General features: G+C 28.7%; 19 protein-coding genes. 10 read left to right on the forward strand and 9 right to left on the reverse strand.

Features of this window, described 5'->3' with window-relative positions; genetic code table 4:
* Positions 1-201: 201 nt before the first annotated feature.
* The 8 genes from ACJA23_RS02420 to ACJA23_RS02455 all read right to left on the reverse strand — a co-directional run bounded on the left by ACJA23_RS02420 (position 202) and on the right by ACJA23_RS02455 (position 7,225).
* Positions 202-909, reverse strand: a complete 708-nt coding sequence (locus ACJA23_RS02420; RefSeq protein ID WP_406613661.1) for a pseudouridine synthase — start codon at positions 907-909, stop codon at positions 202-204.
* Complete coding sequence (locus ACJA23_RS02425) at positions 909-1,985, reverse strand: nicotinate-nucleotide adenylyltransferase (RefSeq protein ID WP_406613663.1); 1,077 nt, start codon at positions 1,983-1,985, stop codon at positions 909-911. The genes ACJA23_RS02420 and ACJA23_RS02425 overlap by 1 nt, the downstream gene beginning before the upstream one ends.
* A gap of 11 nt (positions 1,986-1,996) precedes the next feature.
* Complete coding sequence (locus ACJA23_RS02430; RefSeq protein WP_406613665.1) at positions 1,997-3,232, reverse strand: Y-family DNA polymerase; 1,236 nt, start codon at positions 3,230-3,232, stop codon at positions 1,997-1,999.
* Entirely contained in the window at positions 3,225-3,698 is a 474-nt protein-coding gene (locus ACJA23_RS02435; protein ID WP_406613667.1) for an iron-sulfur cluster assembly scaffold protein, read from the reverse strand. Before ACJA23_RS02435 ends, ACJA23_RS02430 begins: the two co-directional genes overlap by 8 nt.
* The gene (locus tag ACJA23_RS02440) at positions 3,682-4,842 is read right to left on the reverse strand and encodes an aminotransferase class V-fold PLP-dependent enzyme (protein ID WP_406613669.1); all 1,161 of its coding nucleotides are present in this window, start codon (positions 4,840-4,842) and stop codon (positions 3,682-3,684) included. Before ACJA23_RS02440 ends, ACJA23_RS02435 begins: the two co-directional genes overlap by 17 nt.
* Positions 4,842-5,324, reverse strand: coding sequence for a hypothetical protein (locus ACJA23_RS02445; RefSeq protein WP_406613671.1), 483 nt, complete (start codon positions 5,322-5,324; stop codon positions 4,842-4,844). Before ACJA23_RS02445 ends, ACJA23_RS02440 begins: the two co-directional genes overlap by 1 nt.
* 1 nt (position 5,325) lies before the next feature.
* Positions 5,326-5,817 (reverse strand): transcription antitermination factor NusB, encoded by a 492-nt coding sequence (locus ACJA23_RS02450; RefSeq protein WP_406613673.1) that lies wholly within the window; start codon positions 5,815-5,817, stop codon positions 5,326-5,328.
* 115 nt (positions 5,818-5,932) lie between these two features.
* Positions 5,933-7,225: a hypothetical protein gene (locus ACJA23_RS02455; protein ID WP_406613675.1), complete on the reverse strand. Its 1,293-nt coding sequence runs from the start codon at positions 7,223-7,225 to the stop codon at positions 5,933-5,935.
* A 192-nt stretch (positions 7,226-7,417) separates the two neighbouring features.
* On the opposite strand from ACJA23_RS02455, the gene efp reads away from it, so the two are divergent.
* The 9 genes from efp to ACJA23_RS02500 all read left to right on the forward strand — a co-directional run bounded on the left by efp (position 7,418) and on the right by ACJA23_RS02500 (position 15,060).
* Positions 7,418-7,981 carry an elongation factor P gene (gene efp / locus ACJA23_RS02460; RefSeq protein WP_406613677.1) on the forward strand — a complete coding sequence of 188 codons (564 nt, stop codon included), beginning with the start codon at positions 7,418-7,420 and terminating at the stop codon, positions 7,979-7,981.
* A complete protein-coding gene (locus ACJA23_RS02465) occupies positions 7,981-8,289 on the forward strand; it encodes an MMB_0454 family protein (RefSeq protein ID WP_406613679.1) in 309 nt (102 codons plus the stop codon). Before efp ends, ACJA23_RS02465 begins: the two co-directional genes overlap by 1 nt.
* Entirely contained in the window at positions 8,289-8,618 is a 330-nt protein-coding gene (locus ACJA23_RS02470) for a hypothetical protein (protein WP_406613681.1), read from the forward strand. The genes ACJA23_RS02465 and ACJA23_RS02470 overlap by 1 nt, the downstream gene beginning before the upstream one ends.
* Positions 8,619-8,621: 3 nt before the next feature.
* The gene (locus ACJA23_RS02475; RefSeq protein ID WP_406613683.1) at positions 8,622-9,650 is read left to right on the forward strand and encodes an MAGa3780 family membrane protein; all 1,029 of its coding nucleotides are present in this window, start codon (positions 8,622-8,624) and stop codon (positions 9,648-9,650) included.
* 110 nt (positions 9,651-9,760) lie between these two features.
* Positions 9,761-10,774, forward strand: a complete 1,014-nt coding sequence (locus tag ACJA23_RS02480) for a nicotinate phosphoribosyltransferase (RefSeq protein ID WP_406613685.1) — start codon at positions 9,761-9,763, stop codon at positions 10,772-10,774.
* An 8-nt stretch (positions 10,775-10,782) separates the two neighbouring features.
* Complete coding sequence (locus ACJA23_RS02485; protein ID WP_406613687.1) at positions 10,783-11,127, forward strand: hypothetical protein; 345 nt, start codon at positions 10,783-10,785, stop codon at positions 11,125-11,127.
* A 68-nt stretch (positions 11,128-11,195) separates the two neighbouring features.
* Positions 11,196-11,627 (forward strand): MscL family protein, encoded by a 432-nt coding sequence (locus tag ACJA23_RS02490; RefSeq protein WP_406613689.1) that lies wholly within the window; start codon positions 11,196-11,198, stop codon positions 11,625-11,627.
* A 335-nt stretch (positions 11,628-11,962) separates the two neighbouring features.
* On the forward strand, positions 11,963-14,413 hold the full coding sequence (gene gyrA, locus ACJA23_RS02495; protein WP_406614758.1) for a DNA gyrase subunit A: 2,451 nt from the start codon (positions 11,963-11,965) through the stop codon (positions 14,411-14,413).
* 68 nt (positions 14,414-14,481) lie between these two features.
* On the forward strand, positions 14,482-15,060 hold the full coding sequence (locus ACJA23_RS02500) for a hypothetical protein (RefSeq protein ID WP_406613691.1): 579 nt from the start codon (positions 14,482-14,484) through the stop codon (positions 15,058-15,060).
* Between the two features lie 42 nt (positions 15,061-15,102).
* Here the strand turns inward: ACJA23_RS02500 and ACJA23_RS02505 are convergent, their stop codons facing one another.
* Positions 15,103-16,677, reverse strand: a complete 1,575-nt coding sequence (locus tag ACJA23_RS02505; RefSeq protein ID WP_406613693.1) for an MAG3090 family protein — start codon at positions 16,675-16,677, stop codon at positions 15,103-15,105.
* 328 nt (positions 16,678-17,005) lie between these two features.
* Between ACJA23_RS02505 and ACJA23_RS02510 the strand changes: the two genes are divergently transcribed.
* Complete coding sequence (locus ACJA23_RS02510; RefSeq protein WP_406613695.1) at positions 17,006-17,362, forward strand: hypothetical protein; 357 nt, start codon at positions 17,006-17,008, stop codon at positions 17,360-17,362.
* Positions 17,363-17,796: the final 434 nt, after the last annotated feature.

Below are 17,796 nucleotides of genomic sequence, written 5' to 3' on the forward strand. Positions count from 1 at the left end.
ACAAAAATAAACATTTGTACTTAAAAATTTAAGATATTATGAAATTGCATCACTTGATGCAATTTTTCTTTTCTCAAAAATAATAAATAAAGATGTTTTAGAAACTAAAACAGTTATTTTTTTAATCTTGACTGTACTTAGTAAATATTTTATTCAAATTTTTTTAGTATAAAAAAAGACAAGTAGATAGGCTACTTGTTTTTATTTGTCTTTGGTAATTAATCTTAAAATCTTCAGTTCTTTGGCATTTAAAGCACGATATTCACCTAGCGGAATACCTTTAACAGTAACGCCACCATATTCAACACGTTTAAGATCTAAAACTTTTTTATTAACAGTTTCAAAAAGTTTTTTAACATGATGATAAGTTCCAACAGTTAATACGACAAAATACGATTTTGGAGTATCTGGTACTGGTATTACATTTTGTTTGCTAATTACATCATTAACTTTAACTTCACCATTTAGAATTTTAAGTTCAGCTTTTGATAAAGGTTCATTTAATCTGGCACGATAATTTCTAATTACTTGGTATTTTGGGTGAGTTAGTTTATAAGCTAAATCACCATCATTAGTTAAAAGTAACACTCCAGTAGTATCATAATCTAATCTACCTACTGGAAAAATTTTATAAGGAGTATCAATTAAGTCGGTTACTTTTGTACGGTTAAAGTTGTCTTTTAAAGTACAAACAGTTTTAGGTGGTTTATTTAATACATAATAAACTTTTGGTTCTTCAGTTTTGATTGGTTTGTTATTGATTAAAATTTTATCATCAAAAGTAGCTTTAGTTCCAAGAGTCGCTACTACACCATTAACTTTAACTTTACCATTTGCTATTAATTCTTCACAAAAACGGCGAGAACCAACACCTGCTTTAGCTAATATTTTTTGTAATCTTTCTTCCATTAGTCTAATATCTTTTTATAGATCGCTAAGGCTTGATCTGTAAAAACAACTCCTTTATCAATATTTACTTGGTAGTTTAATTTTACAACTTCTTTAAATCCAGCCTCTAAATCTTTAAAACACAACGCTCTTAGTTTTTGAATTCCTGGAAATTTTCTTCCTTCACAGATTTTATCAGCTATAAATAAAATTTTATCTAGGGCATTCATTTGTAAATCCATTGTGGTATGAACTGAAATAGCTCTTAAAATCGCTTCATCAGCTAATTTATAACCGTACTTAGCTCATAACATACCACAAATTTGGTGCAGCATATGTTTTGGAACATCTTTTAGTTCTGGTAAATATTCAGCAATAAATTCTCTTGAGTTTTTTTCATCTCACTCTTTGGCTATATCATGTAAAATTCCTGCTGTATAGGCTTGTTTGGCATCCATTTTGTGAGCTTTTGCTAGTTCAGCAGCAAAACTTCCACACGCAATTGAATGTTTAGCACGCTTAGCAGTTAAACAGTTATGAACAATTTGATCTAAATATAAGCCACGAGCTTGAATGTAATCGGCTACTTTATCATCAACCACTTCAAAGTATCCTTTTTTAAATGAAGTTGAACTTGCTTCAATTACCTTGTTTTTTAACAAGATACCGTTATATTTTTTAAGGTTTTTCTTGTTAATAATTCCTTCACGTCTAACAACTGCTATTTTAACTAAATTAGCTATTTGTTCAATTTCTTTTCACTTATTTAATTTAGGTAAATTATCTGAACCAATAATTAAATATAACTCATCATTAGGATACTTATGTTTAAAATACTTAACTGCCTCAATAGTGTAAGAAACTCCACCACGTTTTAATTCAAAATCACTTACTTCCATTTTATCTTCTAAAACTAAATTAATCATATTTAAGCGATCTTCATTTTTAGTGATTGATTTTTTTGTTTTAAATGGCGATAGATTTGCTGGAAGAAAAATTAGTTTATCTAAATTTAATTCTTTAATAACTGATTTAGCTGTTTGAATGTGCCCAATGTGAATTGGGTCAAAACTACCTCCGTAAATAGCTATTTTCATAATACTCCTTATTATTTTCTAAATACAGCACCAACTAAATTATCTAGTTTGTGCATTTTTTGTTTACGAACTACTTTATCATAGTCTTTTAAAGTGTAAGCAACACGTTTACCGAATGTTTCGTTTATTTTACCAACTAAATTATTAATTGGATTTAATTTTTCTTGTTCTTTAGTTAAATCTAAAGAATTATATGAGTAAAAGATGCTTTGCAAATCTGAAACTCTCACACCAATACCAATAATATCGCTTTCAATGTAATACTTTTGGTATAGTCGCATTGCAACTCATAGTATTTCTTTATAATCATCAGTAAATTTGTTAAGTGAAACTTGTTTTTGAACTCATTTTTTGGTTCTAAATCTAATTGTTAATGTAACTGTTTTACAAACTTGATTATTATCTTGTAAGCGTTGGACAACCTTTTTAGTTAGATTTTTTAGAGTTTGGATAATTTCCATATCATCTAAATCATAGTTTTCAAAGGTAATTTCATTACCTATTCCTTTAACATCAGCAACAACTCCTGATAATCTTTCATAACGATATGGATTTAGTTGATTAATTAAAGGGACATTGATTCTACCTAATAATTCTCTAATTGTAGGTGAATCTGGTTCAATTTTGGCAAAATCACCAATAGTATTAATACCTATTTCTTTTAGTTTGGGAGTTAAACTTCTACCAATTCCATGATACTCGCTAATATCTAAACTATAAAAGTTTCTTTCTACATCTGCTTCGGTTGTTAAACCTAAACCAAAAGGTTTATTTATGTTGGTTGTCATTTTAGCTAAAAACTTATTATGAGATATTCCAATCGAAATAGGAATATCGAATTTTTTTAGTACATTTAGTTGAATTTGTTTAGCTAATTTTAATGCTTGGTTTAAGTCTTTTACTTTATCAGTTACATCTAAATACACTTCGTCGATTGAGGATACTTCAATTAGTTGTGTGTAGGTTGTTTTTAAGTAGTGAAAGATTTGGTTTGATAAAGCAGAAAAAACTTCATATTGAGCTGGTACAAAAATAGCATTTGGTGCTATGTTTTTGATTTCATAAGCTTTCATACCAGTTCTGCAACCTAGTTTTTTTAATTCATAGCTAATTGAAATAGCAACAGCATGAGAAGTGTTTCGAGAAATAGCCACTGGTTTATTTTTGAGGCTTGGATCAATTGTACGCATTGCACTGACAAAGTAGCAATCAAAATCAATGTGAAAAATAATTGGTTTTTTAGTCATTTTTAAATAGGTTTGGACAAATAGATGCACAAACTAGTCGATTTGGTTGTTTTTTTAGATTATAAAAAATTCATAAATCACCAAGATTAGCTAGTTTTGTTTCATCATCAATAGTTTGATTAATAAAAGCTTCAAAATCTCAAGCTAACTGTTTAGCTTCCGTTAAAGTTTTATTTTTAATTTGAGAAATAAAAATATCAGTAGCAGCTAAAAATACAGCACAACCGTATCCATCAAAGCTGCAATCGGTAATTTTATTGTCTTCTAATTTTAGATTTAAATACAATAAATCATTACAAGTGGTAGAAGCACATTTAATTTGTTGATTGTGGTTATTTGAAACTTTTAACACTTGATATTCAGCTTTTTGATCTTCTGATAATACTTTTTTATTGTTTGGACTTAAATAATAATCCATTAAGAGATTACGAGCTTCATTAGCATCAAAATTAGAAAATTGCTTCATAATAATCTCCTTGTTCTAAAGCTTCAATTAACTTATCTATGTCTTCGTAATTATTGTAAATTCCAAGTGAAATACGTAAGTAAGAATGATTTTCGTAAATATTTCTTAAATATGGAGCACAAAAAATTCCTGAAATAGTATAAATATCTTTAGATCCTAAATAAGTTGCTACATCTTGTGTTCCATATTTTTCGAAAGTAACTAAAGTAATATAATCACCTCTTTTAGTATGAATTTTTAAACCTTCAACTTCAGTTAATCTATCATATAAGTAGTTTGCTAATTCATCTAAAATAGCTTGAGTTTTTTGATATCCAATGCTATTAAAAAAATCTAACGCTGCATCAAACATAAAAAAACCAGCTAAGTCAGGAGTTCCAGGTTCAAAAGCACTAATTGTATTACGCATTGTTCAGTTGTTATGGTCTTTTGGTACATCCACAACAGTTCCACCACCAAATTTAGCTGGTTTTAGTTTGATCAAAAATTCTTTTTTAATAGCTAAAACCCCTATTCCAGTAGGTCCGTAAAATTTATTTGAACTAAAAGCTATCCCATCTACAACTTTAAGTGAAACCTTATCATGTGAAATAGCTTGAGCTGCATCATTAAAAACAAATGCTCCGACTTCGTGAGCTTTTTGGGCTATTTTTTCAATGTTAAAGTTCGCATTAAAATTATTAGTTTCTTGACTTAAAGAAACTAATTTAACTCCTTTGCGAATGTTTTCGTATAAGTTTTCGACTATTTCGACAGTAAAACCATACTTTTTGGATAATTCAATTCAAACAATCATATTGGAACTATGATTGTAAGCGCTTAAAAGCACAATATCACCTTGAGTTAATGTTTGCGAAAACATATAAGCAAAGTTGTTGATTGACTCAGTTGTACCACTGGTAAAAATAATTTCAGAAGAATCTGCATCTAGTAAATCTGCTACTTTTTGTCTAACTTGATTAATTTTTTGGTTAACTAAATAACCGATTTTAGTATCACTAGTTCGAGAAGAAATTGATTTATTAGTATAAAAATCTACCATTGCATCAATTGCAGTTTGAGGTTTTAAAACTAAAGCAGCTGAATCAAGATACACAACTTGATTTGCCATCGGAAATAAAGCTCTGATCTCTTTGTTGTTCATTATAAAACCTTTCTTAAAAGTTGAATAAGATAATCATTGTAATTAGGTAGATTTTTATACTGATCTAAAAAATGATAATAATGTTTACGCTTAATGCTATTTAATGCTAATTCATTTTCTTTTGAATAAAAGTTTGAATGTAAAAATAAAGTTTTTACTTTGTGTTGGTGTTGTTTGTAAGCTAATTGATAAAGTAGGTAGCTAAAAAAGTTAATCAACATTCCAACATGTTGATTGTTTACTAACTTAAGTCGATAAACAAAGTTACGAGCTAACTGTTCAATTGCAACTTTGTTTTTAGTAAAAACACTATTATCAGATAGTAAAACTTTATCTAAAGTAAAAGGTTGAATTAAAGACTGGCTTGCAAAAATGTCAAGACAATAATTGATTTGTTTGATTCAACTATCAGATGTTTTAAATACAATATCTTGGTGGTTTAAAATATCAAAGTTGATTTTAATGTTTTTGTATCTATGCATTTTATTTATCATCTACATCTGATAAAGCTTCACAAGTTACTAAAAATTTGTAGTAGTTTTGCAATAACCCATTAACAAACGCATATTGTTTATCTACTGTAGTAGGTTTTGCGGTTTTATCAGGATTTAGTGGGAAATAAATTTTAGTTATTCTGACAGCTTCATCAATAACAATACGTGGAGATATTGTAAAAAACTCTTGCGAAGCGTTAATTAAGATAGCTCGAATAATTGGACTTAATCTCGTTCATTGTCAGTTAGTGTTGATAAAAGCATTAATAGTTTTAGTTAAAAAATCATAATTTTTAGCAATAGTAGCTAAATGAATTAACTGCTCTTTATCCATGTAAGGAAATTCTAGATAAACATCGTTAATATCGATTTTTTCTTGTAATAGTTCATATTTGTATAAAACTTGAATGTTTTCAACACGACTTCTTTGCCGACTTTTGTGCTTATTTTCTTTGTGATTTACTTTAGTAGTGTTAGTCATAATTCTCCTCTTAGTTATTAAATTATAATATAATTTAATTATTTTTTTAAGCTATCAAACTACATTGTTATAAATGTGAATTTTTTAGTCTAAAAAACAAAAGATAAGCCGAAGCTTATCATTTAATTAGTGCATTTTCTTGCATGTAGTTTTTTCTCAAGTGTCTTAACGGAACTAACATTATCATTAAAATGTATGTGTAAAGCGGAATAACAATTAATGATCTAATGATGATTGGAATCATGATTAAAACATATTTATCAAGCAAGTTAACTGAAACATCATATCTACCGATGTAAGATCAGTATTTAACAAATGCATAAGGACCTCAAACCCATCTAGCGATGACTAAAACACTAGTAATTAAGGCGAAAGAGGTAATAAAGTACAGTATTTTGTCATTATCTGGTTTTTTGGTTAAAAAGATAACTGAAAGTGCAATTATAAAGATTAAAGTGGCAATCGCTAATCCAAAGAGAATATATCCAACATAAACTGGAACTGCTCTAAAACCAAAGGTTTCGCTAATTCTTAACATTCCATTTTTGTTTAGGTTAAAGTTAATTTGTCAGATAAATATTCCAGCAAGTGTACTAAAAGCAACTACTAAAATAATAATTGAAACAATCACAGCTCATTTTTTGTTTTTCTCAACAAAATCAAAAAATAAACTAGCAAGTAAAGCAATAAATACAGGCACAATCGCATAAGTTCAATATCAAGTTCCAATTGTTCCAGAAATAAAAAGAGATAAAGCATCAGCTAAAAAGGCTAATAGCATTGACTTAAAGTATCTAAATAAATAGGCAAAACAGATTACAAATAAGTATTCAAATGACACATTAAATACCCTAGCTACTGTAAATTTAGTAATTCAAATTGTAATCATAAATAGTGCCATTAATAGTCCAGCAATTGCAATTTCTTGGATTGAAATTCTAAACATTCGATCTAGTTTGGCATATCATTTATTATCTTTAAAAATTGATAAATAAAGTGGCACATTAAAATATGAAAAATCAAGTTCTGAATGCTCTTGCACTATCACTTTAAGCCTTGGTAACATATATTTTAGTTCATAATATAGAGTTGCTATACTACTGATTCAAATTCAGTTATAAACTGAATTGATTTCTTTTAGTTTTTCAAAAGTAATTCGATTATAGCTTCAGTTTAAGTCAAAATATCAACTTGCATAATATTTAAAAACAAATGAAACAGCAATTAAACCAACACCAAATAATCCTAAAAATAATTGAATACCAAATTGGTCAAAATTATTAATAAAAGATAGCACTAAAAAAGTCACTCCAATAACGAGTAACAAGCTGTTTCGAGCGAATTTATTGATACTTTTGTTTCTTAAAAACTTGTAAGCTTCCTTGTTATCTTTTAGGTAATATTGCATATTATTATAATTTTAATATAAACGCCATTTTTTTAGTTAAAAAAGAGTAAAAAATTCATTTTTTACACTAAAAACTTGATAATATTACACATTTTGATTTTAGTTATGCTAAAGCGTATTTTCGAGCAAAAAAATAGCATTAATATAGTATAATACTAGTATAAATTTAACATTATAAAAAAAGGAGTAAACATGATTAATGTTAATGAATTTAAGCCTGGGATTACATTCCAAGACGAAGGTGAAATTTATGTTGTTTTAGACGCACAACATTCAAAACAAGGACGTGGTCAAGCTAACGTTAAAGCTAAAGTTAAAAACTTAAGAACTGGTTCAACTACAATCAAATCATACACAGGTGGAGATAAAGTTAAACCTGCAATGATTGAAAAGAAAAAAATGAACTACCTATACAATGATGGTGAAAATATTATTTTAATGGATAATGAAACATTTGTACAAATTGAAATTCCATTATCAAAAGTTGAATGAGAACTAAACTTCTTAAAAGAAGGAACAGATGTACAAATCCGTTCATTTGAAAATGAAGTTTTAGATATTGAATTATCAGCTAATATTGAACTAAAAGTTACTGAAGCTCCTGATGCAGTTAAAGGAAATACAGCAAACAACCCACAAAAGAAAGTTGTTGTTGAAACTGGATATGAATTAGAAACACCAATGTTCATCAAAGAAGGTGATGTAATCTTAGTATCTACTGAAACAGGTAAATACGTAGGTAAATCAAATAAATAATGAAATACTTAAATGTTAATTACAACAATAGTCAAACATATTTTGTTGACCAAAACGCTATTTTAAATGTTGTTGAATACGCAATAACTAAAACTAAAAATGTTAAATTAGCTACTCCAACAAGATTGCATTTAGAAGATAACGATTGCAATGTTCAGATTTTTGTTGACATTAAAGTTAAAAAATCAGACAAATTAGATATTAATGCAATCGTTAAATCACTTGTTGAAATAATTGAAACTGGTGTAAAAAACCTACTTGACGTTCGTCCAAAGAATGTTCAAATTGCAATTCTTGGTTTATATTAATGAAAAAAACTAAACCACAAACTATTGATCCAGCTATTTTTCGAGCAGTTTTTATCCGAGACATTGAGCAAGAAGTAATTAAGCGTAAAAAGAATAAATTTTTACTACTTAGAAGAAAAACCATTGAGCAATACCTTAGCAAAATAACAAAATTACACGCTGAACTCTCAAGTGCTAAAATTGCCAATAAAGATTTAGCAGCAAATCGAAAACTGTACAACAAACTAAAAAGCGAAATTGTATTTATGGGTACTATTTGATACTTGCTTATAGTTTGTGTACTGATTTTATCTATTATCGTAACCTTAACTCTAAAATTTATAATATAGACTATGAAAAATACACTTAAATTCATCATTGATAAATCAAAATCATTCACAGCTCAAGATTGAGCTACCTTTTTGATTGGTTTGTTTTTAATCGTAAGTATTTTAACTACGACATTTTTAGAATGATATTTTGTGTCAGTGCGAGCTAAAATCGCTTTTGATGAAATTAGAACTAGTATTGAAAATTCAGGGTTAACTGATGCTGCTAAAAATTTAATTTATCCTAACGCAACTAGATTATTTTGAGGTGGAAGTACATACTGATTTACTTTTATGTCAAATACTTTTATGTCAGTAATTTTAGTAATTTACCCACTTATAAATAAATCTCAAAAAGCACAAAGATTATATTTTGCTTCAATTATTTATATTATTTTAGTTGCTTCAGCTTATTGAACTGGTGTAACGATTGTTCCAAGTATTTTCACACATACTTTTTTAGATGAAAAAATCAAAACTTTATTAATGCATGCTGTAGGTCCAATTTTAGGTATTAGTACTTTGTTTTGAGAAAAAAGACGGATTTCAGTTTCAAATAGAACCATTTGAACTTTGATGGTTTTTCCGGTTGGATATTTGTTTATTATGATTATTCCAACTTACATTTTTGGTTATAAATTCAAGGAATTTGGTGGAACAGAGCTTCAAAGAGGGATTATAATTTATCCAATGATAAGTTTTGATAACCCATTTGATGTTAATCAAAAAGGTGCTCCAGAATGAGTTAAAATTTTCTTAGACATAATGATAGTTGTTTTAGCTTTTATTAGTGCGCCTATGGTTGGTGCTTTAGTTAGAAAAATGTTCTTTATTCGTAAACCTGGGCAAAACCCACCTGAAAGAATTTTCTTTATTCACCCAAGTACCAGAAACATTATTCAAAAGCTTAAACTTGAAGCTAAAAAACGGAAAAAAAGCTTTTTAGTTCCAATAGATGCTCAAGAAGAAGTTGCTCAATTTGAACAGCAACTGAAAGAAAATCAAAACAAAGAAGAACAAGAACCAAGCAAACAAGAAACTACTGAAAAATAGGTGTAAAAAGACAAGATTTAATTGTCTTTTTTTCACACTGAAAACTAGTTGCATAAAACTAAAACGAAAAATGGTATAATTTTATCACTAAATTTAAAAAGGAGGGTCATTTGGCTAAAATAAATCGCACTGATTATATTGCTAGTTATTTTCTTAATACTAAGAAAATTTATCAAACAAAATTAGCAAATAACATCATCACATTGCAATTTTTCCAACGTAAAGATAATGTCGTATTAGCTGGAATGAGTGAAGTTTTAGCACTTTTAGAAGCCGAAACTGACACTTCAAAGTATAAGATCAAATACTTACCAGATGGCTCAATTATTAATCAAAAAGAAGTGGTGCTTGAGTTAGAAGGAAACTGAACTGAATTTGGAATTTGAGAAGGTATGATCGATGGAATTCTAAACCGTTATAGTTCAATTGCAACTAACGCTAGAAATTGTGTTGAAGCTGCTAAAAATAAACAAGTAATTTTTATGGGTGATCGAGCCGATCATTACTTAAACCAAGAAGTAGATGGAAAAGCAGTAGCTTTAGGTGGAATTACCTTAACTTCTACAATTGCTCAACAAAAACAACAATTAAATAACCTAAACCAAAAACCATTTGCAAGTATGCCACACGCCTTAATTCAAGGTTTTGACGGAGATACGGTTGCAGCAACTCAAGCTTATAGTGAGCTATTTCCAAATCATAATATTATTGCACTAGTTGATTATCACAATGATGTAATAGGTGAATCATTAAAAGTTTATAATGCTTTAAAAGATAAGGTTTGAGGGGTTAGAATCGATACTTCAGCTAATATGGTTGACCGTATGTTTGATAATCAAGAACCTCATTACGGTGTTAACCCAACTCAAATCAAAAACTTAAGAAAAGCACTTGATAATGCCGGTGCAACTAACTACAAAATTATTGTCTCAAGCGGTATTACAGCTGACAAAATCACTGAATTCGAAGCACAAAACACTCCAGTTGATTACTACGGAGTAGGTCAAAGCATTTTAAATATCAATATTAATTTTTCCGCTGATGCTACTATGTTAAACGGTAAAAAACAAGCTAAAGAAGGTCGTTGCTATACATTTAATGAAAAATTAGTAGAATATAATTAAGGAATAACATGCTATTTACACCAAGTAATAACCCATTTTACAATACAGATAACTTTTTACACGCTGAACAATGAGTGTTAATTTTATTAGGTTGTATCTTTTTAGTCTTAACACTAGCTGCTTTTGCTGTTTATTTTTTCTATTCAAGAAAAAAATTAGAAGAATTTAAACAAGAGCAACTAGACCAATACATTAAAGAAAACCCAAGAAGACAACACATTAAATATCAAAATACTGGAATGTTTGTTCCTGCGTGAGAAAGAGCTAAATTTAACGCACCTTTAATTTTAGCTGTCTTATTTTTAGCATTAGCTATTATGTTTTTCACAGGTACAAAATTAACAACTTTATAAAACTTAAAAAATATGTTTCGGCATATTTTTTCATTTTAAAATATAATATTAAATGCACAAGGAGAACTATGAAACGTTTTAAAAAATCAGTCAAAGAAGCTGGTGGTTTCTTCAAAAAAGGAAATATCTTACTATTAGCAGTTGGTTTATTACTTGGAACAATTTTTAATGAAGTGGTTAAATCACTAGCTAATGATATTATTATGAACCCAATTGCAATTGCTTTAGGATTTAAAGACATTGCACAACTACAAGCTAGTGGGTTTTTATATGGTAAATTTTTAGCTGCACTTTTAACCTTTATTATAGTAAGTGTAGTATTATTTGTCATTTTAGTAACTTATTTTTATGCAAAAAGTTATCATACAGACTATTTAAATTCTAAAAAAGCTCCAGAAACTCCAAAACCAAAAACTGATGAACTAATTTTAGAACAACTTCGTTTACTAAACGAAAAGCTTGAAAAATTAACACCAAAAGACCAAAAAGAAGAAAATTAATGACCAAAAATGGTCATTTTTTTGTTTATGCCTAAAATATAGTTAAATAAGACCAGTTTCCATTATTATGAAAAAACTAAAAAGGAGTATAATTTAATAAATTACATTTATTAAATTAGATAAAGGAACTTTCTATGAGCATACTATTTGACGAAAATAAAGAAAACCAAACAAAAAATAACGAGCAACAAGCCGCGATGGAAGAAAACAAAGAATACGATTATGACTATGATAATCAAATCGTTTTCAAGAAAAAAACTACTCAACCTAAGGTTGTCGAAGAAGATGATGAAGTTATCCCTCAAAATGACGAAGGTTATTTAGTTAAACCTGCAATCATTGATACTAAAACCGACCGTTTAGAACCAGTAGTTATTGAAAACGAAATGAGAACTGCCTTTTTAGAATACTCAATGAGTGTTATTGTGTCTCGTGCTTTACCAGATGCTCGTGATGGATTAAAACCAGTTCATAGACGTATTTTATACGGAATGCTAGAATTAGGGTTAAACCCAGGAAGTCAACACCGTAAAAGTGCTCGTATTGTTGGGGATGTTTTAGGGAAATACCACCCACATGGTGATTCATCAGTTTATGAAGCTATGGTTCGTATGGCACAAGATTTCTCTATGCGTTATCCATTGGTTGATGGCCATGGGAACTTTGGTTCAATCGATGGTGATGAAGCAGCTGCAATGCGTTATACTGAAGCTAGATTAGAAAAATTAGCTGCAGAAATGTTAGATGGTATTAAAAAAGATACTGTTGATTTTGTTGATAACTATGACGCTAGTGAAGTTGAACCTTCAATTTTACCAGCTAGATATCCTAATTTACTAGTTTCTGGAGCTACAGGTATTGCTGTTGGTATGGCAACTGAAATTCCACCTCACAATATCGGTGAAGCAATCGATGCAGCTATTGCTTTAGCTAAAAATCCTGAAATCACTATTAGAGAATTAATGCAGTACATTAAAGGACCAGACTTTCCAACTGGTGCTACAATTTTAGGTACTAAAGGTATTTTAGATGCTTATGAAACTGGAAAAGGTAAAATTCCAGTGCGTTCAAATTGCGACATAGAAGAATTAAAAAACGGTAAAGTTCGTATTATTGTAACTGAAATTCCTTATGCGATTAGAAAAACTTCTTTAATTCAAAAAATTGCTGAATTACATAAAGAAAAAGCTGTTGAAGGAATTGCAGATTTACGTGATGAATCAAATAGAGAAGGTATTAGAATTGTTATTGAAGTTAAAAAAGGTGTTAACCCTCACATCTTACTTAACAAGCTATACCAAAAATCATATTTACAAACTAACTTTAATGTAAATATGGTTGCTTTAGTTAACGGTGAACCTAAATTATTAAACTTAAAAGAATTATTAAATGTCTTTTTAGATCACCAAAAAGAAGTTGTTCGTAGAAGATTACAATTTGATTTAAATAAAGCTTTAGAAAGAGCTCATATTTTAGATGGTTTAAAAATTGCTGTAAGCAATATTGATGAAGTAATTAAAATTATTAAATCATCAAAAACAGACCAGGAAGCTCAAGATCGTTTAGTCCAAAGATTTACCTTATCAGAAAAACAAACCAAAGCCATTTTGGATATGAACTTAAGAAGACTTACAGGCTTAAGTATTCAAAAAATGGAAGAAGAAATTTTACAGCTAAAAGCTGAAATTGAATATATCCAAAGCATTTTAGCTTCTGAAGAAAAATTAATCGATACAATTATTGAAGAAATGCAAGTTATTAAAGATAAATTTAATGACAAGCGTAGAACTAAAATTGATGAATCTGGAATTAGTGAAATTTCAGATGAAGACTTAATCGTAGAGCGTCCAATTGTAGTTACTTCAAGTGTTAACGGTTATGTTAAACGTATGAATTTAGAAGACTACACAGTACAAAACCGTGGTGGTATGGGTTCTAAATCAATGAAAACATACAACGATGATGATATTTCAAACATCATTCAAACCACTACACATACTGACTTAATCTTATTTAGTAATTTTGGTCGTGCTTATAAGATTCGAGCTCACCAAATAACAGAAGGTTCAAAACAATCTAAAGGTTTACCATTTATCAATATCGTTCCTTCATTAAATGCTGAAGAAGGTGAAAAAATTATTTCAATGCTAGATGTAAATGAATACAGCGACACACTATATTTAGCAACTGTAACTAAAAACGGAATTATTAAGAAAACTACTTTATCAAGTTTTGAAAACATTAGAAGTAATGGTCTAAACGCTTTCAAACTAGCAGATGGTGATGAATTAGTTAGAGCCTTTATTATTTCAGATGAAGATGATATTTTAATAGCAAATAATGTTAAAAACATTGTTAAATTCAAAGCTTACGATGTTCCACCAAGAGGTCGTGTGGCAATGGGTGTAAAAGCTATTACCCTAACTGAAGGCCAAAAAGTTATTTCATGTTCATCAAGTCGTGATGGAGAATTAATCTTATCACTAGGAAGCAAAGGTTATGGAAAAATAACTAATGCTGATGAATATAGAACCACAAAACGTGGAGCAAAAGGAACTACTGGAATTAATAATGAAAAAGCTGGTAATTTAGTTTTTGCTCGTTATGTAAATACCACTGATGAATTACTAGTTATTACTTCTTCATCAATTACAATTAGAACTAAAATTAGTCAAATTAGCGAAACATCAAGAAACGCTAAAGGTGTTAAAATCATTAACCTAAAAGAAAATGATGAAATCGTGGCAGTTGATGTTATTAAAAATGATGAGTCAATTTCACAATAAAATGCACAGCTGTGCATTTTTTATTTAGTTTTAGTCTAATATCGGTCTAAAGTTTAATAATAAACTGTATGCATAAAGAAATTAATAATTTTGACAAGATGACGCTAAAACACTTAGTAGAAATCTCACCCAACATAAGTGATATGTTCTTAAAAATCTACGATAACTTCTGGATTATAAAAGACAAATGTTCGCATAGTTTAGTTCGTAAAGAAATAATTAGAATCGTAAAATCAATACCTAATTCAAAGTATAGCTATAAGCTGCTAAAGCTTAAAGTTGAAACTCGTAATGTAAAAATTGCATATATTTTAGCTTCAACTAATGGTTATAAGCATATTTTTACTATCAAAATTTGTACTAATAATGTACTTAAGCTAAGCGTAAATAGTTTATTTGATAACGATAAAACAAAACTTTATACCATAAAGCGACTAATTAACCTCAAAAGTACTACTAATGAAGTTTTGCTATCATTGTACTACGATATTTTAGTGTTGGATTTGCTAGGAGAATCGATTGAAAAAAGTTTAATAGTGAAGCTACTAAATAGCAAAATTTCAACTATTGAAGAGTTTAATTATAATCGCTTACATCAGTTTTACAAAACCTTTAAGTATAACCCAAATCAAGCACAATTTTGATAAAAAAATCAACCAAAATGGTTGATTTAAGTTAACAATAATTAATTAGATAATGTTATTTGCAAATAGAATAACTAGTGCTAATAATGCAGCAATAACTGCGAAAACAGTAAATAATGAGAGACCTAAAACTTTGTTACTAATTAGTTTTGATCCTTCTGGTACTTGGTATTCACCTTTAGTTCCAACAACTTCTAAAGCGTGAACTTCTTGAGCTACTGGAGCTACTTGTTGTGTTGTTGCAACTGGTCATTCAAATACTAAGAATGTATCACTTGAACTTGCTCTGTTTGAGTATAGTGCATATGTGTATTCTGATTGAGGAACAAATCCTACTTGTAATCCATTAAATAATACATATGAAGCGAATTGAGATAATCTAACTTTTGAACCTGTTTCGTCTTTTACATAAACAGCGTTAGCTGGTGTAGATGCTAATTCTTCTGAACCTAATACACGTTCTGCTAATGTAGCAACTGATTTTGAAAGTGAGTAGCTAATTAATTTTAGTAATTTTCTTTCTTCTGAATCTAATGGAAGAGTTTCATCTAACATTTGAGTTCTACTTAATGTGTGTCCTAAAGTTGCTTGAACAGCTTCAAATTCATCAACTGAAACAAATGTTTGTCCTTCAGGTAATGAATTTACACCATATTCTAATTTTTTAGCGTATAAAGCTAAAGCTTGAGTTTGTTTTAAATGACTTAATTCACCAATGTAAGCATATTTAACAACACCATTTGAAGCTACAGAAGTTTCAACTTCTCTTACTACTTCCTTAACAACCTCAACCGGTACTTCTCTTACAACTTCCTTAATAATTTCGATTGGTACTTCTCTAATTACTTCAACCGGAACTTCTTTAACAACCTCTTTAATTGTTTCTACTTCTTTGATAACTTCAACTGGAACTTCTTTTACAACTTCCTTGATTGTTTCAACTTCCTTAACAACTTCAACAGGAACTTCTTCTTTAACTACTTCTAGTTCTTTTTGTTTTCTTTTTAGTTCTTGTTGAGCTATTAATAATAGTTCCATTTGTTTAGCTAATGATTCTTTGTCAGCGTTTGTGTCATTTAGTTGAGCTATTAACTCTTCAATTTTTTGTTTATCTTCTTCTGATTGAGATTTCATTTCACCAGATAGTTGTTCTAATTTAGCACGTAGAGTATCAATTTCTACTTGTTTTTTAGATTTTGGTGTTTCACGTACTCATTCATCATCAGTTGGGAAGTAAGTAGTATGATCATTTAAAATTTTGAAATCAACAACTTGTTCAAAATCTTTTTCAGCTTGTTTTTTGTTTCTTGTACCTTCTGGGTTAATAGCTAATTCATTTAGTGTATCATCGTAATTTAAACCACCATCGAATTTATCAACGTTAAGTTCGTATTCAAATTCACCTGTTTCTGGGTTTTTCTCACCGATTACTAAACCACCTCAAACTTTTTTGTTGTTTTGGAATCAAACAGCAGCATCGTATCCTAAGTTTAAGAATCAAGACATAGCGTCTTTACGTGTTTTAAATTGCCCAAGAGGATCTTTAACTTTTGGGTGTTTTAGCATTCATGGATAACTTTTGCTTTTAAGTGGTTGGTATACACATTGTAAACGTTTCATGTTTCTCCTTGTTTTATAAACCAAAGTGATTTATTAAACATTATATTATATATATAAAAAATTAATTTCACCAATGTGAAATGCTCATAAAATAATTAAACTATTAATTTATTCTGAATAATTTATCCTTAATATTATAATATATAAAGCCTAAAACAACACAATTTATGCCGAAAATTCTGATTTTTTCAGTATAAAAGCTTCAAAGTAGGTGTTTTATAGACGAAAACACTGGTTTTATAGTATTAAAAGTTCTTATTTTAATGTAAAAAAGCTATATTTAATTATATCAGGTAAATTTTTACCTATATTTTTATATAATTAAAATATGTATAAAGCTAAAGATGTAGCTTTCGGTAAAGTTACTCGCACAGGTCAAAAATATATCACTGTAGAGACTAAAGAAGGCGCTCTATTTACAATCAAAAAAAATGAAATAAGCGATAATAAAAGACATCGCATTAATGATCTCATTAAACTAAAAGATAGTATTAATTTCATTGTTATTAGTTATGAAATCGAAAGCAAAACTGGATTTGGTAGTTTTAAGAAAAACCATCCAAATTATCAAGATAACCCATTTAAGTATTTTCTAAAAGAAACTCCTGGTGGTTTTGATCAACTAATAACATACATTAAATATCACATTAGTAAGTTAGAAGATCTAAAAAATAATTCTAAATAACAATTTATATAAACTAAACCCCACCTTCTGGAATTTAAAACAGAAGTGGGGTTTTTTGTATAAAACAAGAAAATAGCAAAATTGTAATTAGATTTTGAAGTGCATATAAAATATTTATAAATTTTTACTTGGATTACAAAACTTTTATATTATAATAATAAAGATGCTTGTTGAAAAACAAGAATGAGTTAGCTATGAGCTAACACTGCTTGAGATATAACCCTCCCTTCACATAATGATTTAAACTCACATTATGTGAGTTTTTTATACTTTTAGGTTTTTGTGGTTAATTTTTTGGTTAAATTTAAGCCAAATCACATCAAAAATTTTTAATTTGCTTAAATAATTTTTTTCAAAAAATTAATTTTTACACTCTAAATTTTGCTTATTTATATCATTTTCGGAAACTATGATATTGTAGAAAACAGGCAAAA

It is taken from the genome of Mycoplasma corogypsi (assembly GCF_045276875.1).
GTDB lineage: Bacteria > Bacillota_I > Bacilli_A > Mycoplasmatales > Metamycoplasmataceae > Mycoplasmopsis > Mycoplasmopsis corogypsi.